Source organism: Paenibacillus sp. J31P190 (assembly GCF_059692075.1).
Genome location: NZ_JCAUAS010000042.1, coordinates 1 through 24,844 on the forward strand (window position 1 = coordinate 1; position 24,844 = coordinate 24,844).

The 24,844-nt window shown below is 44.3% G+C and carries 22 protein-coding genes; 21 read left to right on the forward strand and 1 reads right to left on the reverse strand.

Annotation, left to right across the window (positions count from 1 at the left end):
* The first annotated feature begins 431 nt into the window (after positions 1-431).
* The 14 genes from AC58U0_RS35290 (at position 432) to AC58U0_RS35355 (ending at position 15,909) form a co-directional block, all read left to right on the forward strand.
* Positions 432-998 (forward strand): sigma-70 family RNA polymerase sigma factor, encoded by a 567-nt coding sequence (locus AC58U0_RS35290; protein WP_497383376.1) that lies wholly within the window; start codon positions 432-434, stop codon positions 996-998.
* Positions 991-2,379 (forward strand): hypothetical protein, encoded by a 1,389-nt coding sequence (locus tag AC58U0_RS35295; RefSeq protein WP_497383377.1) that lies wholly within the window; start codon positions 991-993, stop codon positions 2,377-2,379. The genes AC58U0_RS35290 and AC58U0_RS35295 overlap by 8 nt, the downstream gene beginning before the upstream one ends.
* Before the next feature lie 214 nt (positions 2,380-2,593).
* The gene (locus AC58U0_RS35300; protein WP_497383378.1) at positions 2,594-3,145 is read left to right on the forward strand and encodes a hypothetical protein; all 552 of its coding nucleotides are present in this window, start codon (positions 2,594-2,596) and stop codon (positions 3,143-3,145) included.
* Between the two features lie 173 nt (positions 3,146-3,318).
* On the forward strand, positions 3,319-3,714 hold the full coding sequence (locus AC58U0_RS35305) for a hypothetical protein (protein ID WP_497383379.1): 396 nt from the start codon (positions 3,319-3,321) through the stop codon (positions 3,712-3,714).
* 168 nt (positions 3,715-3,882) lie between these two features.
* On the forward strand, positions 3,883-4,236 hold the full coding sequence (locus AC58U0_RS35310; protein ID WP_497383380.1) for a VOC family protein: 354 nt from the start codon (positions 3,883-3,885) through the stop codon (positions 4,234-4,236).
* 243 nt (positions 4,237-4,479) lie between these two features.
* Entirely contained in the window at positions 4,480-5,046 is a 567-nt protein-coding gene (locus AC58U0_RS35315; RefSeq protein ID WP_497383381.1) for a histidine phosphatase family protein, read from the forward strand.
* A 470-nt stretch (positions 5,047-5,516) separates the two neighbouring features.
* Positions 5,517-5,858: an ArsR/SmtB family transcription factor gene (locus tag AC58U0_RS35320; RefSeq protein ID WP_497383382.1), complete on the forward strand. Its 342-nt coding sequence runs from the start codon at positions 5,517-5,519 to the stop codon at positions 5,856-5,858.
* A gap of 298 nt (positions 5,859-6,156) precedes the next feature.
* Positions 6,157-7,584, forward strand: a complete 1,428-nt coding sequence (locus AC58U0_RS35325; RefSeq protein WP_497383383.1) for an NAD(P)-binding domain-containing protein — start codon at positions 6,157-6,159, stop codon at positions 7,582-7,584.
* A gap of 58 nt (positions 7,585-7,642) precedes the next feature.
* The gene (locus tag AC58U0_RS35330; RefSeq protein ID WP_497383384.1) at positions 7,643-8,881 is read left to right on the forward strand and encodes an MFS transporter; all 1,239 of its coding nucleotides are present in this window, start codon (positions 7,643-7,645) and stop codon (positions 8,879-8,881) included.
* Between the two features lie 48 nt (positions 8,882-8,929).
* Positions 8,930-9,385 carry a MarR family winged helix-turn-helix transcriptional regulator gene (locus AC58U0_RS35335; protein ID WP_497383385.1) on the forward strand — a complete coding sequence of 152 codons (456 nt, stop codon included), beginning with the start codon at positions 8,930-8,932 and terminating at the stop codon, positions 9,383-9,385.
* Between the two features lie 168 nt (positions 9,386-9,553).
* Positions 9,554-10,039 (forward strand): arsinothricin resistance N-acetyltransferase ArsN1 family A, encoded by a 486-nt coding sequence (locus tag AC58U0_RS35340; RefSeq protein ID WP_497383386.1) that lies wholly within the window; start codon positions 9,554-9,556, stop codon positions 10,037-10,039.
* A 44-nt stretch (positions 10,040-10,083) separates the two neighbouring features.
* A complete protein-coding gene (locus tag AC58U0_RS35345; RefSeq protein ID WP_497383387.1) occupies positions 10,084-11,130 on the forward strand; it encodes a flavin-containing monooxygenase in 1,047 nt (348 codons plus the stop codon).
* An 848-nt stretch (positions 11,131-11,978) separates the two neighbouring features.
* Complete coding sequence (helD, locus tag AC58U0_RS35350) at positions 11,979-14,396, forward strand: RNA polymerase recycling motor HelD (RefSeq protein WP_497383388.1); 2,418 nt, start codon at positions 11,979-11,981, stop codon at positions 14,394-14,396.
* A 43-nt stretch (positions 14,397-14,439) separates the two neighbouring features.
* On the forward strand, positions 14,440-15,909 hold the full coding sequence (locus tag AC58U0_RS35355; protein WP_497383389.1) for an MDR family MFS transporter: 1,470 nt from the start codon (positions 14,440-14,442) through the stop codon (positions 15,907-15,909).
* Positions 15,910-16,046: 137 nt separating this feature from the next.
* Here the strand turns inward: AC58U0_RS35355 and AC58U0_RS35360 are convergent, their stop codons facing one another.
* Positions 16,047-17,000 carry a helix-turn-helix transcriptional regulator gene (locus tag AC58U0_RS35360; RefSeq protein WP_497383390.1) on the reverse strand — a complete coding sequence of 318 codons (954 nt, stop codon included), beginning with the start codon at positions 16,998-17,000 and terminating at the stop codon, positions 16,047-16,049.
* Between the two features lie 118 nt (positions 17,001-17,118).
* On the opposite strand from AC58U0_RS35360, the gene AC58U0_RS35365 reads away from it, so the two are divergent.
* The 7 genes from AC58U0_RS35365 to AC58U0_RS35395 all read left to right on the forward strand — a co-directional run bounded on the left by AC58U0_RS35365 (position 17,119) and on the right by AC58U0_RS35395 (position 24,773).
* Complete coding sequence (locus tag AC58U0_RS35365) at positions 17,119-17,496, forward strand: hypothetical protein (RefSeq protein ID WP_497383391.1); 378 nt, start codon at positions 17,119-17,121, stop codon at positions 17,494-17,496.
* 65 nt (positions 17,497-17,561) lie between these two features.
* Positions 17,562-18,575 carry a zinc-dependent alcohol dehydrogenase family protein gene (locus AC58U0_RS35370; protein WP_497383392.1) on the forward strand — a complete coding sequence of 338 codons (1,014 nt, stop codon included), beginning with the start codon at positions 17,562-17,564 and terminating at the stop codon, positions 18,573-18,575.
* A gap of 44 nt (positions 18,576-18,619) precedes the next feature.
* Positions 18,620-19,585 carry an NAD-dependent epimerase/dehydratase family protein gene (locus tag AC58U0_RS35375; RefSeq protein ID WP_497383393.1) on the forward strand — a complete coding sequence of 322 codons (966 nt, stop codon included), beginning with the start codon at positions 18,620-18,622 and terminating at the stop codon, positions 19,583-19,585.
* 332 nt (positions 19,586-19,917) lie between these two features.
* Positions 19,918-20,865, forward strand: a complete 948-nt coding sequence (locus AC58U0_RS35380; protein ID WP_497383394.1) for an ABC transporter permease — start codon at positions 19,918-19,920, stop codon at positions 20,863-20,865.
* A 12-nt stretch (positions 20,866-20,877) separates the two neighbouring features.
* The gene (locus AC58U0_RS35385; RefSeq protein WP_497383395.1) at positions 20,878-21,747 is read left to right on the forward strand and encodes a carbohydrate ABC transporter permease; all 870 of its coding nucleotides are present in this window, start codon (positions 20,878-20,880) and stop codon (positions 21,745-21,747) included.
* Between the two features lie 66 nt (positions 21,748-21,813).
* Positions 21,814-23,400 carry an extracellular solute-binding protein gene (locus AC58U0_RS35390; RefSeq protein ID WP_497383396.1) on the forward strand — a complete coding sequence of 529 codons (1,587 nt, stop codon included), beginning with the start codon at positions 21,814-21,816 and terminating at the stop codon, positions 23,398-23,400.
* Positions 23,401-23,564: 164 nt separating this feature from the next.
* Positions 23,565-24,773, forward strand: a complete 1,209-nt coding sequence (locus AC58U0_RS35395) for an SGNH/GDSL hydrolase family protein (RefSeq protein WP_497383397.1) — start codon at positions 23,565-23,567, stop codon at positions 24,771-24,773.
* Positions 24,774-24,844: the final 71 nt, after the last annotated feature.

Genomic DNA, 24,844 nt, shown 5'->3' on the forward strand with positions numbered 1-24,844 from the left:
ACGGTTCTAAGCAACTTACTATCTGAACGATCTTGATTTTCAAGGTGATGAAATCCTGCGAATGAGTGAGTATACGTGAGATAAACCCTTAAAACCGAGGGACGGAGAACGATAGTTGAACGGCTGCCGCGAAGCAGCCTTTATTTCGTTAACGGGCAGTTTACTGCAACAATTACATGTGTATTCTTTAAAAATACCTTCACGTATTGTTCGGACGTAAATTCCGGCATCCCAAAAATAAATTTCCGCTACAGAGCTTCTAGACAATACTTACTTATTAAAAGAACATATGACTAATGCCGAATTTTTGTACAGAAACTTAGTTCTAATACTGTAATTATAGACAAAACTTAAATTCTTAGTTGAGGGATTTCCGATTCTGATGACGTAGTATTACATATAAGAACAACACAAGGACAGAAGGAGACGACATGGACACGGAAGATCAAAACTTGGTAGATGCCCTGCGTAACCAACACCCATCAGTACTCGAACAATTGATGGACAAATATGGAAACGCCGTTTATGGCCTTGTCAGTCGTGTTATGGCAGGGGCAGGCCGAACGGAAGATGTGGAAGAGTGCGTCAGTGATGTTTTCATGGCTGTTTGGAGGCGTATCGACCATTTCGAGCCGGAAAAGGGCTCATTAAAAACCTGGTTACTACTCCTCGCCAAATATTCTGCACTTGATGCCCGTCGTAAGTTACTGAGGCGTCCGGAAATGGAACAATTTGAGGATAGGACGGTCATGGGTACGAGCTTGGAAGAAACGATAATATCAAAGGAAGCATCAATGGAGATGGTTTCAATAGTCAATTTGCTGCCAGAACCAGATCGAACGATCTTTTTCAGACGTTTTTTTTATTATGAGTCGCTCGAAAAAATATCGAAAGGGCTAGGGCTAACTAGTAAAGCGGTAGAAAACCGACTATATCGGTTGCGCAAAACGTTTAAGCATAAACTTAGCAAAGTGAGGTCGGAAAAAAACCATGGCTGAAATAGAGGAAAAAAAGGTATTTGAGTGGATGGACCAGCAAGATCCGAGCGATTTTGAAGGTTTAGATAAGATTGAACCTTTTGTATGCGAGGAGGGAGCAGATGACGCAGCTTGGCTTCGAATCAAACATCGGACATTCGAACAATTGGGGCTTAGTGAGGTAGGTAACAGGAAGGTAGTAATTAAGCCAATCATGCATGTAAAGAAAGTTGCCTACCGTGTTAACGTGAAGAGGTGGGTGGTAGCAGTATGTGCTGCTGTAGTCCTAGGTACAACGGTGTTATCGTTCTCACCAGACGTTAGGGCGGACGTGAAGAAACTACTACAATTTATACCAGGATTTGGCTACGTGCAGCAAAATAGCGATCCTTCACAGAGAGCGTATGTGTTGCAAAAACCAGTTGAGACGCAAGGGGAAAACGGTAAAGTCACAGTAGATGGCTTGTTAATCCAAGGAACAAGTGGGCAAATAGCTGTGAGCGGAGACAAGGTTTCTGCAGCAAACGTTAAGAGCATCATTCTTGACACTGAACAAGGGCAAATTGAGTTTAAGCAAAGTTTCGCATCCTGGGGGAATGGTGGACCTTGGCAAGCAGAATATTACTATGAAGGTAGTAAACTGATTAGTGGGATTGAAAACGTAACGCTTCGATTCGGAAATACGGTCATTGGCCCATTGCATCTGACACAGGCTAAGACAGCGGATGATTTGATGGGATTTGGATCAAGCGATCTCCAAAACGGCATTAGAATTACCGGCATTGTGACCCCTCTGGACGAAAATCGTCGCAAAGTGAACTTGCTTACTCAATTGGAAGGACATCAGATTATCGATTCTTTTAGCAAAGAACCGATTACTGGACAACAACAACTCCAACTAATGGATGATGAAGGTAGGAGGTTAGAAATAATAAAGGATTCTGGGTTCGTCAAACCACGTGAAATTCTTTTTGATGACCCTACGGGGGGGAAAGAATCTTATCAAATTGTCATTCCTTCAATCAGGATAGTTAACTCTGAAGTATCACATGAAAAAGTTACACTGCCTATCCCAGGGGAAGGAACACAAGATATCCATGTAACACTTAATATCGATGGCTATTCAGTTGATTTCACTCGAGTGGAACGCGTAAATGAAAAAAGTGTTCGCATAGAAGTAAATACACATTTTGATCCCACCCAAGCTAGAACACTGCAGAACTATAAAATCTTTACTAAAGACGGTATCGGCATGTCCTATAGCTCCAAGATGAATGAGGGGACTAGAGCTGTTGAAATGGAATGGCTGGATGTAAAACCGGGAGAAAACGAAGTAACCTTCTACATTGGGGAACCGCAAATCGTGGTTAAAGGACCTTGGATCCTGAGAGGTCTCCATTAATACTACATCTACTGTTCCGACCGAAAGCAATTTGCAAAAGGGAGCTTCGTGGACTGAGCTCCTCTTTTTGTTCATTGAAGTAACGGGAAACGATAGCTTCATAATAAGATCTTGCGGGCTGCCGGTGATAAACTCGGCGGCCTGTTGTGCTAACAAGCAGTTATGCGGAATAATAGTGTTTTAATGTTACCTTAGAAGGACGGAGAAACGGCATATGGAGATATCAAAGAAAAAAATAGTATATGTTTTAATCGCAAGCATTTTAATTGCAGTGATTGTTATTTATTTTTCAAATAGTACAAATAAACTTTATGGAAATGATAAAGAATCCATACTAAAAGTGATTATGTCTATTGAGGGTTATGAAAATGAATCAGTTGAGATTTTGGAGATTAAAGATTTTAATGATGCAAGGGTAGTTGTCTTCTTATCAAATAATAATCCAGCATATATTCATTTTTCTAAAAACCCAAAAGGCAATTATGAATGGAGAAATATTGAAAAACATGCAGGTCAGTCATTTTCTACATTCTTAATTCACTTTCACATATCGGATGATGAATCCAGCAATTCAAAATTTATGATTGTTACAAATCAAGAAAATAATATTGCAAAAATGGAATTAGAGGTAAATAAACAAGTTATTGAACAAGAGTTTAGTGTAAATCAAAAGTCTGTTACTTGGATTGATTTGCCTAAAGATGATACCCTTGAATTTAAATATAAATATTATGATAGGAACGGTAATCTTCTAAGTGATAATTAATTAACTACAATGGCTACCGTTTATTGAGCTAACGTAAGAACGATACTTCAATACTGATGGCTGCCAAAACGACGGCAGCCTTCGTTTTGCTAAACGGGCAGGATAGTTCCAATATGTGTTAAAATTAAGCGTGTGTACCGTGACAGGTTGGGCGACTGAATTAGAGGTTGGTGATGGCAGTGTTACTTCTGGATGGTATATCAGGATTCCTGGGCAAAAATTCGCCAGAGGTCGATTCGTTACATTTTAAAAGACTCTGTTACACGTTGGCAAACTATTCAAAAGGGAAGCTTTTGTCCTTTAAAGAACCACATATATCACAAAATTTTTATACAGCAGAGATTGGTTTGGAATTCGGAAGCATTTTTATTTTATTAAACAGTTCCTATCCATTCGTTGCGTTTGCTTCCTCTGTTCAATATTTCGATATTGAATTTGTTGACGACTCACTTTCTAGTGTTATAGATACCTTGAGCAATGAATTTAGAGTGCTATCGGCAAACGCACTTAATCAACGATTAATACTCGATGAAAGAACTAATACTGTGCTAAACGAAAAGTCTAAATAAGACGGAATTAATCCAAATCTTTCATTGGAAACCAAAAACAGTCGGAGATGTCATCTTTAATTTTTGGGACTAAGGCAATTAAACATTGCGCTAACGCAGAACGATAGTTGAGGGGAATGCTAAACGGCTGCTCTTTACCCATTAAATAATTCTTGAGGAGATGATATCATGAAAGCACTTAAATTACGTCCATTTGTTCCATCAGGTGCAGATTACCTACTTGCCGTCCAGTTCTATACAGACCTTGGATTTAAAAAAATATTCTCCAGTGATGAACTTACAATATTCAGGGTTGACGAAACGGAATTTCATTTACAAAACTTTCATAACACAGAATTGCAAAATAACTATATGTTGGAATTATGTGTGCAAAATTTGGATGCTTGGTGGCAGCATATTCAAAACACCGGGATAGTTGGGAAATATAACATTAGAACCAAGCCCCCTCAAATCCAACCGTATGGTAAGCGCTCCATCCACCTTATAGACCCTGCAGGCGTTCTCTGGCATATAACCGAATAATAAAAATATAAACTAAACATACAATCCGTAGATCTGTTCAGCTAACGGAAACGTTAACGTTAGTTAACTAACCAGGGAGCAGAACGCCGCGGCTGGCAGTTGCTCCTCTTTTTAATTGACGGGAGGATAGTCCAATTGTTTCTCGAATATTTTCTGAGTTGGATAATTTTATAAACTTTGTGAATATAACGTTATGTGAAATCACAGTGTGATATTTAATGAAAGCATCTAAAGGAGCCCTGTATGAAGACAATTATCTATATGGTTAGGCATGGAGAATCACCATACAATGAAGGAAATGAAAGAACAAGAGGACTTACCCCAAAAGGAAAGATCGATATTGAAAAAGCAACGAAGTTACTTATAGGTGAAGGAATTGACATGATTATATCAAGTCCTTATACTCGAGCAATTCTTAGTGTTGAGGGATTGGCCGAGCACTTAAAGTTAGATATTAAAGTATTTGAAGATCTTAGAGAACGTCATTTTGCATCTAATATTATTGAAAATGCAGAGTTAATGTCTAGTATCAGAGAGAGTTTTAATGACCTTAATCATACCTTGCCGGGTGGAGAGTCTAATGCTGATTGTCAGAAAAGAGCAATCTCAGTTCTAAAACCCATATTAAAAGAGCACAGAGGGAAGAAAATAGCAATCGGGACTCATGGTCTTGTAATGACTTTGATGATGAATCATTTTGATCCAGCTTTTGGCTTGGATTTTTTGAACCAATTAAAGAAACCAGATATCTATAAAATGCAATTCGAGGAATTAGAATTAGAAGAAGTAACAAGAATGTGGAATGCTTAGATTTTATAAGGTTTATTGAAGAGGACTGTGACATCATATAACACCATATTAAAGCATTAGGGCTATACCCCCTCGGTCTGACCGAGGGATCTCGGAATTACGCTAACGGAAACTATAGTTGAGTACAGCTTGTCTTACAATTCGTAAGACAAGCTGTAAGACAAAGCTAGGTGCAGCGGCAGTCTAGGATTTTATATTAGCATCCTAGCCATGCCGCTTTTTCTTTTATTGGGGTCAGTCTTAAACTTATTTTACGAACCCCTATCGTGCTTCCAGCCATTAATCAGGTGGTAGCAGCCATCGTACTGTAGAATATGGTTTACTTGGCACAAGTGATCCAGGCGTTACGAGAAGGTTTTAATAAATATTTTTTAATCAAAAAAAATTGATTAAACCATTGCAATCTGATTCGTATTGGTATATATTGTGATTAAATCAAAAAAAATTGATTAATGATTCGGGTGAAAATAATGAAAACCATAATTCCAATACATGAAGTAAAGATAAATACTGCACCGAACGATTCGTTTTTTGAAACGTATGATGCAAAGTTTAAAGCCTTGGCGGATCGCAAGAGACTTCAAATCATGTATGAGTTAACACAGCGGGGAAAAACGTGCGTATGCGACCTATGCGATGTCGTGGAAATGGCTCAATCCAAGTTGTCGTATCACTTGAAGATCCTTTTAGACGCCAATCTAATTACAAAAGAAATCATTGGCACCTGGAGCTATTATGAGATCAATAATTCTGCGGTGAACGGATTGCTTTCAGAAGAGCTTTGTTGCATTTTTAGACCGAGTGGTTCTTAATTTTTTTTAGACTTTACATCAATTTTTTTTTGATGTATATATCAATATATTTTGATGAAGGAGTGGTTTTACATGTTATTTCACGATATCAATCCACAACTGATGTATGTAGAACAGGAAGGTAAACAAGTAAACACAGCGAATGTGGCTCAAACTCAGGTGAAAAAACAATTTAGCTTTAGTCTCAAAAAGTTCGTTAGGTTATTCCGGATTAACAAAAATCAAACTGCTTGCTGTGCATGTGCTTGCTCATAAGAGTGAGTAAGTTTGCGTCTTTCGATAATAGCTTACGTCTTAAATGGATGATAAAGAAAACTATTTTATGGAGGTATCTTCATTGAGTAAAAATACAGTTCTATCTAAAGCGAAATTACCTGTAGCGATCATAGGTGCTGGTCCTATTGGCCTTGCCGCAGCGGCACATTTAGTTACACGAGGAGAATCTTTTGTATTGTTTGATACTGGGAATTCGGTGGGGGCCAGTGTCCTTAAATGGGCTCATGTACGTCTCTTTTCTCAATGGGAATACAATATAGATAAAGCAGCGCGGCAGCTACTTACCTCACATGGTTGGATCGCTCCGAATCATTCGGAAATCCCTACTGGATTAGAGATGGTTGAAAACTATTTTAAGCCTTTCGCCGAGTTACCTGAAATCAAACCTTTCATAAACTTGAACACGAAAGTGACCGCTGTGAGCCGAAAAGGCCTAAATAAGGTAAAAACACATGGCCGCGATGACCTTCCATTTGTGTTGCATGTTGAGAACAATGGTGTACGCTTCTTGGTTGAGGCCAAAGCTGTCATCGATGCTTCGGGTACCTGGACCAGTCCGAATCCAATCCTTTCTGAAGGGGTCTGGACGTCTGAGGAGCAGTCTTTAAGCAAACAAGTATTTTATGGTATACCTGATGTTCTAGGTAAGCATAAAAATCGCTATAGTGGAAAGAAAGTTCTTGTTGTTGGTAGCGGTCATTCCGCGATCAATACACTTTTGGAACTCGGGGAGCTTAAGGGGCAGGTACAGGAGACTGAAATTGTCTGGGTACTAAGAAAATCTAGACTAGAGGATGTTTACGGGGGGCGGGATCAAGATCAGCTAGCTGCGAGAGGAGAACTCGGAACGCGTATTCAGAAGCTAGTTGAATCAGGTAAAGTTAAAGTGATGACGCCATTTCATATTCAAGAATTAAAAAAGGACGGGGAAAAAATTCAGGTTATTGGTTCTTTAAACAGCGAATTTGCCCATATTGACGCGATTGATGAGATCGTTTCGAATACAGGTTCCCGTCCTGATTTTTCATTCTTAAGAGAAGTTAGAGTGATAGCAGATCCAGGCTTGGAAAGCGTTTTGGAGTTAGCGCCTCTAATCGATCCGAATGTTCATAGCTGCGGTACGGTTAGACCACATGGGGAAAATGAGCTAAGACAACCTGAGAAGGACTTTTATATTGTTGGATCGAAGAGCTACGGTAGAGCGCCGACTTTCTTGATGGCGACAGGGTATGAACAAGTGAGATCCGTTGTTGCAGCTTTAGTTGGCGATCATGAAGCAGCTGAGAGGGTTGAACTTGAACTGCCTGAAACTGGGGTATGTAGTATTAAAAGTAGCTCGTGCTGTGAACCTGAAAAAAGTGAAACAATGGTAGTAAAATCTGATGAAGTAAGTTCTTGTTGTTCACCAATTACCAAACCGGTGGCATCGACATCTTCATGCTGCAGCTAGATTACATCGGCGTTGTCTTAAGGGCAATGCCGCTTTTTATTTTGAAAGGAGAAGTTCGTTGATCAGAGAGCAGACAAAAGAAAATGCAGATCTCAAACCTATTATTTTTTTGGCACTTATCACAGCTGTCTCACTATTTGGTGATTCGATGCTATACGTTGTATTACCGATTCATTGGAACGATGTGGGACTAACGTCCCTCATTGAAGTTGGAATTTTACTCTCGGCAAATCGTTTTGTGAGATTACCGCTCGGCCCCTTGATTGGATGGTTGTACAAAAAAATCAGCATCAGAAATGGTGTATTTTTGGCCGTATTCATAGCAGGAATGACTACATTACTTTACGGATGGGTAGATAGTTTTTATAGTTGGCTTATTCTGCGGTGTGTTTGGGGTGTAGCTTGGTCGTTATTTCGTTTGGGCTCTTACTTCATGATCCTCGAACTATCGGATGACCAAAACAGAGGTTACTTCATGGGGACTTACAATGGGCTTTACCGAATAGGCAGTTTAGTGGGCATGCTTGTTGGTAGTATCTGTGTGGAATTGTTTGGATTACGGGCTGTTGCTACAACTTTTGGTATTCTGGCATTCCTTGTACTTCCTGCTGTTTACAGGTTTGTTCCCAAGGCGAAAAAACAAATTAAATCCGAAGATGCTCCACTCCAAAAGAGGGTGCTTATAAAACTTCCGGCATTGCAAGGGACTTTAATTTCTGTGTTTCTAGTTGGCATGTGTCTTGACGGCATGCTCACTGCAACGTTAAGTCACCTGATTGATGTTCATCACAAGACGTCGTTTATGTTTTATGAAATAGTTATTGGAGCCGCCACACTAGCCGGTGCTCTCCAAGCCGTACGATGGGCATTGGGCTCATTTATGTCTCCTTGGTTTGGTCAATTATCTGACCGCAAGTGGGGACGCAGACCGTTCCTTATCGGCTCACTTGCTTTGGCTTCAATATTTATGGCTTTGACAAATTTTGAGATTCCTTTTGGCCTTTGGTTACTTGATCTACTTGCACTTCTCATTGTTACAACTTTTTTATCTACAATTATGGATGCAATGGTTTCGGATATCGCATTCGGATCTGCTCGAACATTTATAATGACCATGTATGTAGTCGTATCCGATGTGGGAGCATCCATGGGGCCGTTGTTTGGTTATTTATCTGAGCATTTCATTGGTTTAAGCATGACTTATTGGCTTTCTGCATCGCTCCTTTTGCTGCTAAGTATCATTTGGTTTATGAAAGGTAATGTAGGAATGAGGAAGGATATTGTCGTTAATCAATAGTTGCACTCATCAATTAATGTGTGTTATAAAATAGTTAGGTGATCTAATATGAACAATAATCCACAATTCCCAGATATGAGAGAAGTGCTGCAGTTACTTGTTCGCAGATTCGGACTGCTTCAGAAAGATGGTGCACAGTGTTGCGGTATTTCCGTGATACAAAGCCATATCATTTATGAGTTAATGAAACATCCTAATATTGCTCTAAATGATTTGGCCCAAAACCTTTTCACCGATACCAGTACAATCAGCAGGCAAATTCAGCAATTGGTCGAGTTGGAGATGGTTCGAAGAACTCCTGATCCTAAAGATCGGCGTTATGTGGTACTCTCTTTAACCTCAAAAGGGGAAGAGCAGCATCAAGCCATATCCAAAACAATGGAGAATTATGTTCAAGGGATTTTACAACTCATACCGGAAAATAAGCGGGATCAAGTTGTCGAAAGTTTAGGCCTTTTGAGTCAGGCGATGAATCAAAATGAAAATTGTTGCTCCTCCTCTTAAAAGAGGAGATTGTTTTAGGGTGGTAGTTGCAAAAATCAATTATTTCATAATGAGTTTAATGTATTCTACGTTTGGATAGTTTCAATTCTTCTCTTTGGTGAGGAGTTCTTTTTGGGCTATTAATTGCAAATGTCAACTATTATAAAATTCATTTAATGAGGTGTTCGCATGATCATTCGAAATGCAAAAATAAGCGACATTAACGCGATTCTTAATATCTACAACCAAGGAATTGAGGATAGGATCGCAACCTTAGAGGAGGAAACAAAGAACTTGCGTTATATGCAAAGTTGGTTTCAAACCCACGGAGGAAGATATGCAGTTTTGATTGCAGAAGAAAATGAGCAATTTGTCGGCTGGGCTTCGATAAACCCATACAGCACACGTTGCGCCTATAACGGAGTTGGAGATATATCGATCTATATTGACCGTGAATACCGCGGTAAAGGGATTGGGAGTAGTCTTTTGAAAGAGCTAGAACGTGTGGGTAAAGAAAATGAGTTTTATAAGTTTGTACTTTTTACATTCCCTTTTAACGAATTAGGTCAAGGGCTTTACCGTAAATCAGGATATCGTGAAATTGGCGTTTTTCAGAATCAGGGCGTTTTAGATGGGGAATATGTTGATGTTATGGCGATGGAAAAGCTGTTATAAGCAGGATGTATTAGAAAAATGAAGAGTAAGGTTGTGAGATAATTATGTATAAAACCATTGTAATCGGTGGAGGGCAAGCTGGACTTGCTGCAGGATATTACCTTAAAAAATATGGGTTGTCATTTCACATTTTAGAAGCCGGTCCTGAAGCAGTTGGATCATGGCCACATTATTACGATAGCCTAAAGCTGTTCTCACCCGCTAAGTACTCTTCTTTGCCAGGTTTCCCATTCCCAGGTGGGTGTGATCGGTATCCCTCGCGGGATGAAGTGATTTCATACCTTCGAGAATATGCTTCTAAGTATAATATGCCGGTGAAGACAAACACTCGTGTTGAAAAAGTAGAGAAATTTAATGGGAGGTTTCAAGTTACCACAACAAGTGGGGAGATTCTTGAAGCTGAATCTGTTATAAGTGCGACAGGCTCATTTCACAGACCCTATATTCCAGACATTCCTGGAATAGCAGAGTTTCGAGGTGAAGTTATTCATTCCTCTGCGTATCGGAATACCAAGCCCTATCAAGGTCAACGTGTGATTATTGTCGGGAGTGGGAACTCTGCAGTTCAAATAGGTGTTGAAGTCGCTGAGGTATCCACTACGACCCTAGCGGTTCGAACACCGGTTAAACTCCTACCTCAGGTTAAGTTTGGGCGCGATCTGCACTTTTGGTTAATTGCTACCGGGTTAGATAAATTCCCTTTTCCTTTGTTTGGCCGTCCTGTACCGGAGCCAACAACTGTTATTGATTCTGCAGGGTTTAAACAACTATTAGAGAGCGGAAAACCATATCAAAGAACAATGTTTACATCGTTGTATGAGGATGGTGTTGTTTGGGAGGATGGAGAGAAAGAGAGCATCGATGCGATCATTTTTGCTACTGGGTTCAGGCCTAATTTATCTTTTTTATCGGAGTTGAATGCTTTAGATGATCGTGAATTTCCAAGACATAAGGTTGGAGTGAGTAATGTTACGGATGGGTTATATTTTGTTGGACTTTCTGGGCAAAGATCGTTTGCGTCAGCAACACTTCGTGGTGTTGGGGATGATGCCCGATATGTCGTTAGAAAGGTGATCAGAAAAAAGCTATAAAAGTGCAAAGATGTCAGAGTTAATAAGGATGGGTATATTAATTATTTGATGACTCAAATGTGTCAAAATAACTATGGGGATTAGTGTCAATGAAAAATACTCAAATCTCCTTAAGTTTTAATTCTGAAGCAAATACTTCACTTTCTAGAAGAGCAGTAAGGAACAACATATTCTTGATTCCACATAATGATACAACTTTCAGATGAGGTTGTACCAAAATGGCATCACAAGGGCGAATTTACAATTGTAAACGAGGATCGAGTCCCATTAAAGAACTTTATTTTCTTGTTGCTTCATAATGTTTTGATTGGTAGCCAGCTCATTAAAAAACTTAATTATTATCCGCTTTTACATTGAACAACTAGAAACCGCGCCAAATCAACATTTCCATTAAAGAACTTTATTTTCCCATGTCAGGTGGAGTTGCTGGGGAGATCGGGAGACTTTTGAAACAAGGCTAATTGTATGAGAAGAAGATACACGGAGGAGGAACAAGTAACTATTTGAGGCAGTATACAGGTAATTCGAGGAAAGACTCGTCTCTATTTCCTCAACAACAAAAAAAAGATGACCCCTGATGAATTCAAGGGTCATCTACTGGCAGCTTAACTCCGCGGTGGTTTGTTTAAATGGTCCGCAATCCGGGTCAGTGTTCAGCTCTGCCGGAGGTAACAAAAAAATAAATTGAACAAGAAATAACGCTATGATATAATCGGTAGCGTTACTGACAAATTAAAATAAAGATTGTATCCAGTTTTATTCCTACTCTAATTGTACATCTGGAACTTTAATTTGTCAATGCTCTTTTTTATCCCAAAAAATGGAAAAAGGAGTGTGTTTAGGGAGAGATGGAAGCGAAGAAATGGCGGAAGGAACAGGAACGGTTGGATCGGGTCAGGAACAAACTGCAGACAAGAATCGCGGAGATGGAGCCGGAGGTTACCGGACTGCGCGATCAGGCTGTGGACATCCGCAAGCGGTTTTGGGAAGAAGTGACGATTAACACGAGCACGACCGAAGATTTCGAAGAGAGCTTTTACTCGGTTCAGCAGCAATCAGCGATGTTAGCCGAAAGAGAGCGTGGCCACAACCGGTTGGTACAGCAATGGAAAGGCATGAAACGGTTGCTCCCGTCACCTTATTTTGGACGCGTTGACTTTCAGGAGGATGGCTTAAACGCAAGCGAGCAAATCTATATCGGCGTATCCTCCTTCGTCGACGATGACGGATTGACTTTTCTGATCTATGACTGGCGTTCCCCCATCGCAAGCCTATACTACGACTATCCTCCGGGCCCGGCCTCTTATGACACGCCGGCAGGTCGGATCGGAGGGACCATGACGCTTAAACGGCAGTTCCAGATTCAGAACGGACACATCCGCAACATGTTCGACGCGAGCGAAACGATTGGTGATGAATTGCTGCAGCAAGTGCTCGGCAAGGACGCGGACTCGCAAATGAAGAGTATCGTGGCAACGATCCAGAAGGAGCAGAACGCCATCATCCGCAATGATAAAAGCCGGATGCTTATTGTACAGGGAGCGGCGGGCAGCGGGAAAACTTCCGCGGCCTTGCAGCGTGTGGCGTACTTGCTATACAAACACCGACAGACGATCAAGGCCGATCAGATCGTACTTTTCTCGCCAAATCCGATGTTTGGCAGTTATATTTCCACCGTCCTTCCAGAACTCGGCGAAGAGAATATGCAGCAGACGACGTTTCAGGAATATCTGGACAATTGGCTCGGTTCTGCATTGCGGTCGGAAGATCCCTTCGATCAGATCGAATACACACTGACAGCACAGAGGGAGCCGGGATATGAGGCTCGCCTCCAGGGGATCGCGTACAAAACCTCCGAAGCTTTTCTGAAAGCCCTGCAGAACTACGGGAAGTGGTTGGGGCGGGAAGGTATGCGGTTCAAGGACCTATGGTTTCGAGATCGTGTTCTGATTACTGCGGAGTGTATGAGCGCGAAAATGTACAAATTCGACCGTTCCCTGCCGTTGTTCAATCGTGTCGTTCTCTTGCAGGAATGGCTACTGAATGAACTGGCCTCGCTGGAACGCGAGGAACGGGATGCATTCTGGGTGCAGGAGGAGTTAAATTATCTCGATAACGAGCAGTACGCGGAAGTTTTCGACATGCTGCACAAAGAGAGGGAACTACTCGACCTTTCGGAGCACTACGCTGTGGTTCGCGAGCGAATGAATAACAAGCGTCGGGGAGATGAAAGCGACGTTGACTTCGCCCAGCGGGAGGAGGAACTGATCCTTCGATCAATCGTGAAGAAAAGTTTTAAGCCGCTAAGGAAAAGCGTGAGGAAATTTTCGTTTGTCGATGTGGGCGGTATATATGGCCAATTGTTCGACGACGAAACCTCATATCGGGAGAAAACAAATGAGATCGCCATCCCCCTGCATTGGCCTGAAATCTGCAAACAAACCAAGGATATGCTGAGCCGGAACGAATTGTTCCACGAGGATGCGACTCCTTATTTATTTGTAAAAGAACTGGTCGAAGGCGTCCGAACGAACACGGAGATTCGGCATGTCTTCGTCGACGAAGGTCAGGATTATTCGGCGTTTCAATATGAATATTTTAAAACGTTGTTTCCACGTGCCCAGATGACGGTGCTCGGCGATTTCGGGCAAGCGATCTTCATGCAGGCCACAAACCTGGAAGCATCCGATTCTCCGCTGATCCGGCTTTTTGGCGAAGCCGATACAAGCCTCGTCCGCCTCGTTCGCAGCTATCGTTCAACTAGAGAGATTGTGGAATTTACGAAATCGCTGCTTACTGGCGGGGACGAGATCGTACCGTTTGAACGAAGAGGCAACAAGCCCCTTCTGATCAGATCAAACGACGTGAAGAAGCGTGATGCGCAACTACTAGAAGACATCGCCTCGCTCAGGGCCGAGGGCTTCGCTTCTATTGCCGTTATTACCAAGACTGCAGCCGAAAGCGAAGAGGCTTATGAATCGTTACGAATGCAAGGGGGCGAAGGGCTGCAGCGTATTACGAAGGAGACGCTCACTTTTGAAAAGGGAGTGATGGTCATCCCCGTGTATCTTGCCAAAGGCATTGAGTTCGATGCGGTCTTCATCTATAACGCTTCGCCAGCAGCTTACGGCCGGGACAACGAACGCAAGCTTCTTTATACGGCGTGTACGCGGGCCATGCACCGGCTTCATCTTTACACGACGGGCGATTGGTCGCCGTTCGTGCAGGCATTGCCTGCGAATTTGTACGAGAAAGCAGCTCGATGAGCAGAAAGCAGGGATCTATGTCAGCTCCTACACACAAAAAACGATGTCAGCCAGCGGGGACAACTTCTCGCTGAAAGCCATTCTGCCTCCCCTCATAGCGATTATTGTCGGTATGATCATGGTTATTCTGGACAGCACCGTCGTCAATAATGCCATTCCGAAACTCGTTGACTACTTCGACACCGATCTGAAGACGATCCAATGGACCGTCACCGGCTATACGCTAGCCTTATCCGCCGTTATCCCGCTTGCAGGCTGGATGGCCGATAAATTCGGCTCCAAGCAAATTTTCATGATTACGATCGCCCTGTTCACGATCGGCTCCGTGCTGTGCGGCATCGCACAAACGCCGGAACAGCTGATCATTTACCGCATCATTCAAGGCTTAGGCGGCGGCATGGTTGGCCCGATCGGGATGGCCATGGTGTTCAAGCTCGCGCCTCCAGAGCGCCGCGGATCCATCATGGGTGTACTCGGCGTCCCAATGCTGATAGCACCGGCGTTCGGTCCGGTGCTATCCGGATGGCTGGTCGATTCTGTCAGCTGGCACTGGATTTTCATCATCAATCTGCCGATCGGCATTATCGCTTTCATTCTTGGGTATAAATATTTGCCGAAAGTAGACCGCCAAGCGGCGCCGCATCTGGACGTCATCGGCATGTGCCTGGCGCCGATTGCCTTCTCCATGCTGGCGTACGGCGTAAGCGAAGGCGGCACCAGCTGGTCCCAGGCTTCGACGATCACGGGCTTGACCGTCGGCGGCATTGCACTCATCCTCTTCATCATCGTGGAACTGGCACAAAAGCAGCCGCTGCTGGAGCTGAAAGTGTTCAAGTCGTCCGACTTTACACGCAGCATCATCATGGCGTGGATCGTACAGCTCCCGCTGTTCGGCACAATGCTAATCGTGCCGCTGTATCTGCAAGGCGTCATGCACTACACCGCGCTTGAAACGGGCTGGATCTTGATGCCTTATGCGCTATGTGCGGGAATCGGCATGCCGATAAGCGGCCGGTTGTTCGATAAGATCGGAGCGCGTCCGCTCGCCTTCGCCGGTCTTACCGTCATAACCATCTCCCTGTTCATTTTGTCCGGCATATCGGTGGATACCTCGCTGTGGGTTATCATCCTGTGCATCTGCATCTTGGGTCTCGGCATGGGCTTCACCATGATGCCGCTCAACACGCATGTCTTGAATTCTGCGCCTCGCCGTCTGGTGAGCCGCGTCACACCGCTGACAACGGCAGCTCAGCAAGTCGTCCTCTCGTTCGCGGTCGCGGGCTTGACGGGTTATCTCACATCGCAAATCAGTTCCCACGCCGCAAGCGCGGGAGCGGACGTTACTCCGCTGAACGCTGTCGTAGCGGGTTACGGCGACACATTCTTCCTGTCCGCATGCCTCGTGACCGTGGGTATCGCACTGTCGCTCCTTCTGCGTAAACCGAAGCTGATGGAAGAAGATGGACCCGCCGGTGGGGACAATCCGGACCTGGCGATGAAGATGGGTCACTAATGACGCGACGGGGTATTAAACATCTTATTTGCTAACGAGAAAAAGAGAGTTAATAAGCAAAGAAGGCTGCCGAGTGATTGGCAGCCTATTATAGCTCTAGTTATCCTTACCATGCATGTAAAACGGTACTTGCTAATCTACGAAAGCCCATACTGCTGGCTCATCATCTTCAACTTTTGTTCGATATAAGTTATCGCCTCTGGCGGTTCGATAATCCTGGCCGCTTCTCCAACTCCCCAAATCATCTCCGTATAAAACGACACCTTGTTCACGGGGATCATCATATGGATCGCACCACTTCCATCCTCATAGCGTTCAATGAACTCATTAAACCAGCCGTTCTCCTCGAGAGTCCGCACCCCCACGGGTGTCAGGGTGAGGATCAGTTCCTTTTTCTCCGAAGCATTCAGCTCGTCGACATTCCAATCGAAGATGGATTTCTTGTCTACCTCATCCAAGCAGTCGAGCAAATCGTTCAAGCTGGCTGAACGTACTCGATCCGCACGAAAGAGGCGATATCCTTTGCGCTCGAAGCAGTAGGCCGGACAATACCAGTAGCCCTGACTAGCATAAAGACCGATTGGCTGGATGTCTCTTCTCTCGGCTCCCTTGCCCGTGTCATACTCGATGGTCACTACGCTTCGGACCATGATGGCCTGCAACAAGGTACGAAGGCACTTAGCAGACATGGACCGCAGTGGGTTCCAAATCACTACTTTGTTCTTCAGCCGGTCGATTTGTTCTTTAATATCAGGAGGAAGGTAATGGTAGAACTTGTGAAGCGCCGAGGAAGCCCCTTCGTCAAAAGGCAGGGAACCGAAATACTGCAGTGATTGGCAGGCGAAAAACATAGCAACGGCTTCGCTTTCCAAGAATGTAATCGGCGGGAGCAATCGCTCCTGCAGCAGCCTGTAGCCTCCTCCACGCCCCTGGACGGAATAAATAGGGGTACCAAGTTCGCTCAACTCCTGCAAATCGCGGGTTATCGTGCGCTTGGATAAGCCTAATTCATCGGCGAGTTCCTGAACGGTAAAGGATTTCCTGGCGTTGACGATCATAATGAGCTGGATCAGTCGCTGCGATTTTAACATAGCACTCCTCCTCTCTTTTTTTTTAATTATAACATTTAAATAAGACAGGTTTTGTCTTGTTTGAATGCTATAGTCTTATTTGTAAACAACTTAATAACGAAGGAATGGTGAGTAGGATATGAAAGAGATTGAAACTTTCGTAAATCTTTACAACTCTGTTTGGAACGAAGCTGACGCGGGGCGGCGCAGAGAAATCATCGCAGAGCTGTGGTCGGAAGACGCGACCCATTACACGGATTCACTCGAAGCACATGGACGCGAAGCCATCGAGGACCGGGTCAGCAAGGCGTACGAAAAGTTCGTAGTAACGGGAGGGTATGTATTCAAAAGCATAGGGATAGCAGATGAGCATCACAACGCCGTGAGGTACGGCTGGGCGATGTTCCCCCAGGGAGGCGACTTGGCAGTGGCTGCCGGAACCGTCTTCATCCTGCTAGACAATGATGGTCGGATCCGTTTCGACTACCAGTTCACCGATGTGCTGCCAGCAACTTGATTCGAACCAATTGTCTGATCATTCGGGCAAACTGCACCATCATTCAAATCTTGAGGAGGGATATCGTGAGAAGTTATCATGGAAATTTGGGAGAAGGCCTTGCCGGCCTTACGGTTAAAGAAAACGACATACCGGTTCCGGGTCCAGGAGAAGTGCTAATTCGGGTTAAAGCCTGTTCGCTTAATTATCGGGAAATTTCAATTCTGTTTCATGGCAGGTATCCGCTGCCGGTCCGACCAGACTTTATTCCAGTTTCAGACGGAGCCGGCGAAATTGTAGAGGTAGGTGAAGGTGTCACCCGGGTCAAACCAGGAGACCGAGTCATGGCCTCCATCTTTCCACAGTGGATTGACGGTCCGTTCAGCCTGGAGTATGCAGCGCAGCTCGGCGGCGCTCTGGACGGGATGCTGACTGAATATGCGGTTCTGAGCCAAGAGGCGGTTGTGCATATACCCGCTCATCTATCCTTCGAGGAAGCCGCAGCCTTACCATGCGCCGCCGTTACCGCATGGAATGCCCTCACAAGCGGGCAACCGCTGCAAGCCGGACATACCGTACTCACGCTCGGATCGGGTGGCGTCTCACTATTCGCCTTGCAGCTCGCTAAGCTGTGTGGTGCCCGAGTCATTGCAACCACTTCGAGCGATGAAAAGGCAGATCGGTTGAAGGCCCTTGGGGCAGATGAAGTCATTAACTACAATACAGTTCCCGATTGGCATATCGCAGTGCGTGAGCTGACGGGAGGCCGAGGCGCTGACCGTGTTGTAGAGGTTGGCGGAACGAGTACCCTCGAGAAGTCGATTAAATCTATTGCCTTTGAAGGTCAAATCAGTCAGGTCGGATGGCTCACACAAGAAGGCACTTCGATTGACCTCAAAGCTATAGCTTATAACGTCTTTACCCTCCGGGGGATCGCCGTTGGCAGCCGTGCTCAATTCAACGCGATGAACCGAGCCATTGCGGCCCACCGGATGAAGCCTGTCATCGACTGTGTGTTTTCTTTTGACGAAGCCAAGGAAGCGTTCAGTTACTTCAAGGAGGCTTCGAATTTTGGCAAAGTTATTATTCGCCATCCATAGAGCGGAGCCCTTTCTTTTCCTTTTGGGAAGAGACAAGGGCTCTTTTGGGTGAAAGAAGCTTTGTTGTTGACGGCGCTGGAGGTATCCTGGTTGCGTGTGGAATTCGGACGGTGGCCTTCGGGCGATCTCGTCAAAAGCTGGAGGACCTTAGGGCTAGGTTGGGTCATCCTGAGAATCTGACGATTGCTATGGGTGATGCTTTTCGTCCGGATGACATCGTCTCCGCTTCGGAAGGTGCAGATGTCCTATTCCATTGTGCGAACGTGCCTTATCAAGAGATGGTCAGCAAGCTGATTCCTCTTGGCGAATCGGTGATGGAGGCCGCTGACCGTTTGGGCATAAAAGTAGTCGCGATCGACGGCATCTATCCCTATGGAAGAAGGCAGATGGCTCGGGCGACCGAGGAGCATCCCAAGCAGCCGCATACGAAGAAGGGCAAGACTAGGCTCGCTTATGAGAAGATGCTTTTCGATCAGCGGTGGAGCCGAGCTAAGGTCATGATCGTCCGCTTGCCGGATTATTACGGCCCAACGGCGAATGAGGCTTCTTATCTTGGCTCTACACTTGAAGTGATCGCGGCTGGCAAAATGGCGTTTTTCACAGGAAATATGCGAGTCCCTCGTGAGTTCGTCTACTTACCAGACGCGGCGTTCATGATCGCGGAGCTCGCCAGCAAGGACGATGCTTATGCGCAGAACTGGCATATACCTGGTGCAGGCTTGATCTCGGGCAAGGAGATCGTGCAAATAGCCCAACAAGCTAGCGGAAGCGCCAAATCGGTTATTCCGCTTGGAAGAATCGGGCTGTCTTTGCTCGGTACGGCTGTGCCAGTCATGAAGGAGGTAGTGGAGATGCTCTATTTGACCGAAGAGCCGCTTGTCTTGAGCAGGGACAAATACGAGCGATTGATCGGACCGGCACGTGCAGTCATCTTCGAAAAAGGAATCACAGCTACGGTTCACGCGTTGCAGAAAAGAAATGGCACTCTTTTTACAGCCGAAAGTAAGTGATCAATCACTAACTAACAGTTTCGGTTGTTCACGCCATCCCACGCCTCAAAAGTATCGGTGGCTGGAAGCTGAGTCTGCTTCAATGGCATGAGCCAAGATAAAAAAGGGTTGCCACATGGCAGCCTTCTTTCCCGTTTACGGGCATGGTTGGAGAGGCTATATGTGTACACATTTTCAGCCCTGAAAATCAGAATTCCTTTTTTCATGCATAGTGTATTGGAATTTTGCCAGGCTCTCTTACTTAATATCTTATAAGAAATTCTAGAAATCACAGAAATTTATCCGATTTTGGGATGCTATTATAAAAATATAAATAAAGCTGAGGTGATGAAATGCAAACGAAATTGGCAGCGGACGGCATTCCCCTCCCTCCCAAGTGGAAATCTTTGATTAGAACGATACGAACGTATAAAGTGATGTATGCTCTTTTATTCCCGGCATTATTATATTTTGCAATATTTAAGTACATTCCTATGGCGGGAATCGTTATTGCTTTTAAAAACTACAATTTGGCCTTGGGACTATGGGATAGCCCGTGGGTTGGATTGAAAAATTTTAAAGATTTTATTAACGGGGTATATTTCTGGGACATTATGAGAAATACGATTATCATCTCGCTGTACAAGCTATTGTTCGGCTTCTCGGCTCCTATCGTACTTGCTTTGCTTCTCAATGAAGTTTATGTCCAATGGTTTAAGAAAATCGTGCAAACAATTACTTATTTGCCCCATTTTCTGTCATGGGTCATTGTTTATGGAATAATGGTGGCATTATTAGCCCCAGGAGATGGCCTTTTTAATATGCTTCTGAAGGGAAATGGCTTCCAACCGATCTCCTTCCTGACGGAACCTGCCTGGGGCAGACTGCTGATCATCTTATCTGAGATATGGAAGGATATTGGATGGGGGGCGATATTGTACCTTGCAGCACTAGCGGGAATCGATCCGAGCTTATATGAAGCGGCCCGAATCGATGGCGCATCCAAGTGGAGACAGCTATGGCATGTAACATTACCCGGCATTCGAGGAGTCATTATTCTGATGCTGATCCTTAAACTAAGCCATATTCTGGACGCTGGCTTTGACCAAATATTCATGTTTGCCAACACCTTTAACCAGGAGAAGATCGACATCATCGACACATGGGTATACCGTGAAGGGTTGGAGCGTCTTAAGATTGGGTTGGCTACTGCTGTAGGATTGTTTAAAGCTGTCATCGGATTTGTATTAGTTTTGGCTGCGAACAAGCTCGCCAAAAAATTCGATGGGCAAATTTGGTGAGGTGGTTTGAGTATGATAAATCTGTCCTTCGGGGAAAAAGTATGGCAAACAGCCGTGTATCTCATTCTTATATTGCTATCCGCACTCTGTTTACTTCCCTTTTTATACGTGGTTGCAGTTTCAGTGACGCCAGAATCGGAAGTGTTAAGAAGAGGAATTGTTATTATTCCAGAGTCCTTTACCTTTATAGCTTATAAAGAAGTATTTATTTCTAATGGTATCGGGCAGGCCTATAAAATTACGTTGTTTCGAACGATAGTAGGCACTGCGCTTAATGTGTTTTTTACGATCATAGCGGCTTATCCGTTATCCAAAAAATATTTGCCGGGGCGCAGCGCATTTTTACTATTCATTGTCTTTACCATGATGTTTGGGGGAGGATTAATTCCTACTTATTTATTAATCCGCTCTCTGGGATTGCTAAACAGTCCTTGGGTATTGATTATTCCACATCTCATTAGTGCATTTAATCTAGTGATCATTAAAGGCTTTTTCGAGCAATTGCCTGCTGAAATCGAGGAATCGGCGAGGGTAGACGGTGCAAGCGAACTTCAGACGTTATGGAAGATCATTTTACCCCTGTCCTTGCCCGTCCTTGCCACGATTTCCTTATTTTACGCAGTCGGGCATTGGAATAGTTATTTCGATGCTATTGTTTATATCAATGATTCCAACTTAATGCCTCTTCAAGTTATCTTGCGAAACATCCTGCTCAACGTCGCAACACAAAGTGCGGATTCACTCGCCAATTCCGGAACCGTTAGCACATTCGCTGTGCAAATGGCTGCTGTAGTTGTGACTACGGTTCCGATTTTGATCGTTTACCCATTTATGCAAAAGCATTTTACTAAAGGTGTGCTCATGGGATCGGTTAAAGGCTAAAAGGCATTCCAACCTAGGTTGTTACGGGAAAACCGTGATAATATATAAGCAAAAGGAGAGGTCAATATGCAGCGTAAAAAGATTTCATTTACTATTCTGACAGCAATAGTAGGTTTGGGAGCGGTATTGTCAGGATGTGGGAAAAAAAATGAAGTTATACCGACAGCTTCGAGCAGTTTTCAAGGCCAGACCAACAAGTTTGCAACCAAAATGAAAATCTCGATGTTTAACCAAGGCACTTTCAACGCTGCTGCTCCGCTTCCTCCCCGTGAAGAAGATATCCAACGCCAAATGTTGGAAAAAGCAGTGAATATCGACTTGGATATGATGATTCCTCAATCAGGGCAAGCAACGACCAAATTAAATACGCTCATTGCTGGCGGAGATATTCCAGATTTGCTTTTCTTGAAGAGCCGAGCTGATCTCGCACAATATTATGACCAAGGCGTTCTTGCGGACTTGACACCGTACTTGGATCAATTTCCCGAACTGAAAAAACGTTTTGGTAAAGACTCCTGGGATGCGATGTCATATCTAGGAAAAACCATTGCTGTTCCAGGTTATGATAATGTAAACGGTATCAGTCGAAGCTTCTTCATCCGCAATGATTGGCTGAAAAAGTTGAATATGAAAGTGCCGACCACCCCTGAAGAGCTGTTTGAAGTGATGAAAGCTTTTACAGATAAAGACCCTGACGGAAACGGCAAGAACGATACGTACGGTTTCATAGGCGGTATGAATAAAGAAGGCAATCTGCAAACCTACGGCTTCGATAGTTTGATGTGGATGTTTGGCGTTAATCCTCCCTCAGCCATTGAAGTGAAAGACAATAAACCTGTGTTCCTGTTTATCGATCCAAAAATGAAAGAAGCGCTCTCTTACATCAATAAAATGATGGAAGCCAAAGTTGTAGATCCAGACTGGGTGACAATGAATACACCAGATTTGTTGGACCAAAAGTTATATAAAGGTAAAATCGGCTTCATGATAAGGGATGCCCGTAGGTTGGAACCGGATGCTCAGCAGAAAATGAAAGAAATCGGCGGAGAGGTGCCGGAATGGATCGTCATTCCTCCGATGAAAGGGCCTTACGGAGATCAAATCGTGGAGAGAAAATCATTCCAAGGCAATTCATGGGCCATTTCTAAGAAAGCAGATAAGGACAAAATCGTTCGAATTTTGTCTATGCTGGAATATCTCTTTACGGACAAAGAAGCATACCCGAATTTCGCATATGGCCTGAAAGGTATTCATTGGGATCTGGTGGACGGCAAGGTCAAAAACAAAACCCCTGATTTAACGAAAGAAGTGAAAGAAAAATATCTGTGGGTCGATCATTATAGAATGCCGCGCCGTGGCGATGATGCCGAGTATTTCAGCTTCCAGAATCCAAAGACGGCAGAAGCTTTTACGAACAATCAGAAATATGTGGCGCCTACTTTGCCCGGGAATTTATTGACTGCAGACCCGAGCGATACATTGGCAGCTGACCGCCAACGTTTCATTAATGAAAGCTTGGTCAAATTTATGACGGGCAAAGACCCTCTTTCCAACTGGGATAATTTCCTCAAAACGTTGGATACCAAGTTTGACATGCAGAAATATAAGGACACAGCAACCAAGCAGTTTAAAGAAGCAGGCTTAATCAAGTAAATAAAGGAAGAGAGTGGCAATTAGTTGCCACTCTCTTTGTTGGTTTAGGGGACAAAAAAATGTATGAATTTTTCTCGAAATCATGTAAAAAAACGCAGATAAAAAGGACTACCATATTAGTTGTATGCTCCTAAAAAAGATAAGTGAGGTTAGGTGAAGTGACGATGAAGGAATTATTTCCTAGGGAAGGCCTTCCAAATGTAATTCAAAAGTTGGAAAATGAGGACACGGTGACCATAGTCTATTTTGGCGGCAGTAATACCCGTTCTGAAGGATACCGTGTAATGACAGCGGAATGGCTTCGTGAGCAATATCCCAAGGCGGATATTCGCTGTGTGAATGCAGGCATTGACGGAACTGGATCGGATTTGGGCTGCGCCCGTTTGGAGATGGACGTGCTGCGGCATCAGCCGGACCTGGTGTTTGTCGAATTTGTCGGTAACGACGGCGGAGTTCCCGAGTCCAAAGCTCGGATTGAAGGAATCGTCCGTCAAATCCGTAAACGGAGTCGTTATACTGATATCCTGTTTGTATATACGCTGAAGGAGCGGGATTTGGTCGGATTTCAGTCTGGGGAATACCAGAAGGGAGCTCTTATGCAGGAAGCTGTGGCCGACTATTACGGTATTCCTTCGATTCATCTGGGCATAGCCGTCAGTCATTTGGTGTCGGAGGGAAAGCTTGTTTTTACTTCCGGAGCAGATGAGCCTATTTCCGGAGCCGTTGTTTTCACGCATGATTCGATACATCCGACAATTCCAGAAGGACACCAGATTTACACGGATACGATCACCCGGTCGTTTGAGAAGATTCGTGAACTTCGAGGACGCTTGGGGAGGGTTGAACATAACTTACCTCAGGCCCCGTTGGTCCCTGGAAATCCTTGGGAGTACGCCGCTATGTTGCCGCTGGATGGCCTTGCCAATTTTTCAGCAGGGTGGTCCTATATGACTTCCGATGATTCAGATTTGGTTCGCGAGTACAATTGGTTGTTTCCTGGCCTATGGCGTGCGGTCGATCCGGGGGAGTCTATCGAGGTGGAATTCATAGGCACTCATATCGGGCTGTTCGATATCGGGGGACCCGATTCCGGCAGATTGAAAGTAACGGTGGATGGCGGGGAACCTTTCCTCATCGATCGATTCACGCCATATAACGATCATAATCGGAATCAGTATGTTTTCTTGCCGGAACTTCCGAATGGGAAACATACTATTCACTTCGAAATCGATGCCGAGATGACAGATAAAGCGGCAGTGTTTGAGGCAAGTGGCAATGAACGAAGTTTGGAGCATGTACGGAAGCATCCGGATTGGTACAAGCAAACGGTGATTCAGCTTGGGAGGTTGTTGCTGGTGCAGCCGCCACTTTAATTGATCAAATCGGCTTTGTTCCCATCGCAGGACCTACCTCGTATTTGACTGCAGTAGAGCGGTCCAATACG

What these genes read in the sequence shown, in the direction of transcription:
- AC58U0_RS35290 (WP_497383376.1), top strand. Translation starts at nt 432, where the DNA reads ATGGACACGGAAGATCAAAACTTGGTAGATGCCCTGCGTAACCAACAC.
- AC58U0_RS35355 (WP_497383389.1), top strand. Translation starts at nt 14,440, where the DNA reads ATGTCAGCCAGCGGGGACAACTTCTCGCTGAAAGCCATTCTGCCTCCC.
- AC58U0_RS35380 (WP_497383394.1), top strand. Translation starts at nt 19,918, where the DNA reads ATGCAAACGAAATTGGCAGCGGACGGCATTCCCCTCCCTCCCAAGTGG.
- AC58U0_RS35325 (WP_497383383.1), top strand. Translation starts at nt 6,157, where the DNA reads ATGGATGATAAAGAAAACTATTTTATGGAGGTATCTTCATTGAGTAAA.
- AC58U0_RS35335 (WP_497383385.1), top strand. Translation starts at nt 8,930, where the DNA reads ATGAACAATAATCCACAATTCCCAGATATGAGAGAAGTGCTGCAGTTA.
- AC58U0_RS35345 (WP_497383387.1), top strand. Translation starts at nt 10,084, where the DNA reads ATGTATAAAACCATTGTAATCGGTGGAGGGCAAGCTGGACTTGCTGCA.
- AC58U0_RS35395 (WP_497383397.1), top strand. Translation starts at nt 23,565, where the DNA reads ATGAAGGAATTATTTCCTAGGGAAGGCCTTCCAAATGTAATTCAAAAG.
- AC58U0_RS35315 (WP_497383381.1), top strand. Translation starts at nt 4,480, where the DNA reads ATGAAGACAATTATCTATATGGTTAGGCATGGAGAATCACCATACAAT.
- AC58U0_RS35305 (WP_497383379.1), top strand. Translation starts at nt 3,319, where the DNA reads ATGGCAGTGTTACTTCTGGATGGTATATCAGGATTCCTGGGCAAAAAT.
- AC58U0_RS35295 (WP_497383377.1), top strand. Translation starts at nt 991, where the DNA reads ATGGCTGAAATAGAGGAAAAAAAGGTATTTGAGTGGATGGACCAGCAA.
- AC58U0_RS35300 (WP_497383378.1), top strand. Translation starts at nt 2,594, where the DNA reads ATGGAGATATCAAAGAAAAAAATAGTATATGTTTTAATCGCAAGCATT.
- AC58U0_RS35340 (WP_497383386.1), top strand. Translation starts at nt 9,554, where the DNA reads ATGATCATTCGAAATGCAAAAATAAGCGACATTAACGCGATTCTTAAT.
- helD (WP_497383388.1), top strand. Translation starts at nt 11,979, where the DNA reads ATGGAAGCGAAGAAATGGCGGAAGGAACAGGAACGGTTGGATCGGGTC.
- AC58U0_RS35310 (WP_497383380.1), top strand. Translation starts at nt 3,883, where the DNA reads ATGAAAGCACTTAAATTACGTCCATTTGTTCCATCAGGTGCAGATTAC.
- AC58U0_RS35320 (WP_497383382.1), top strand. Translation starts at nt 5,517, where the DNA reads ATGAAAACCATAATTCCAATACATGAAGTAAAGATAAATACTGCACCG.
- AC58U0_RS35385 (WP_497383395.1), top strand. Translation starts at nt 20,878, where the DNA reads ATGATAAATCTGTCCTTCGGGGAAAAAGTATGGCAAACAGCCGTGTAT.
- AC58U0_RS35365 (WP_497383391.1), top strand. Translation starts at nt 17,119, where the DNA reads ATGAAAGAGATTGAAACTTTCGTAAATCTTTACAACTCTGTTTGGAAC.
- AC58U0_RS35360 (WP_497383390.1), bottom strand. Translation starts at nt 17,000, where the DNA reads ATGTTAAAATCGCAGCGACTGATCCAGCTCATTATGATCGTCAACGCC.
- AC58U0_RS35390 (WP_497383396.1), top strand. Translation starts at nt 21,814, where the DNA reads ATGCAGCGTAAAAAGATTTCATTTACTATTCTGACAGCAATAGTAGGT.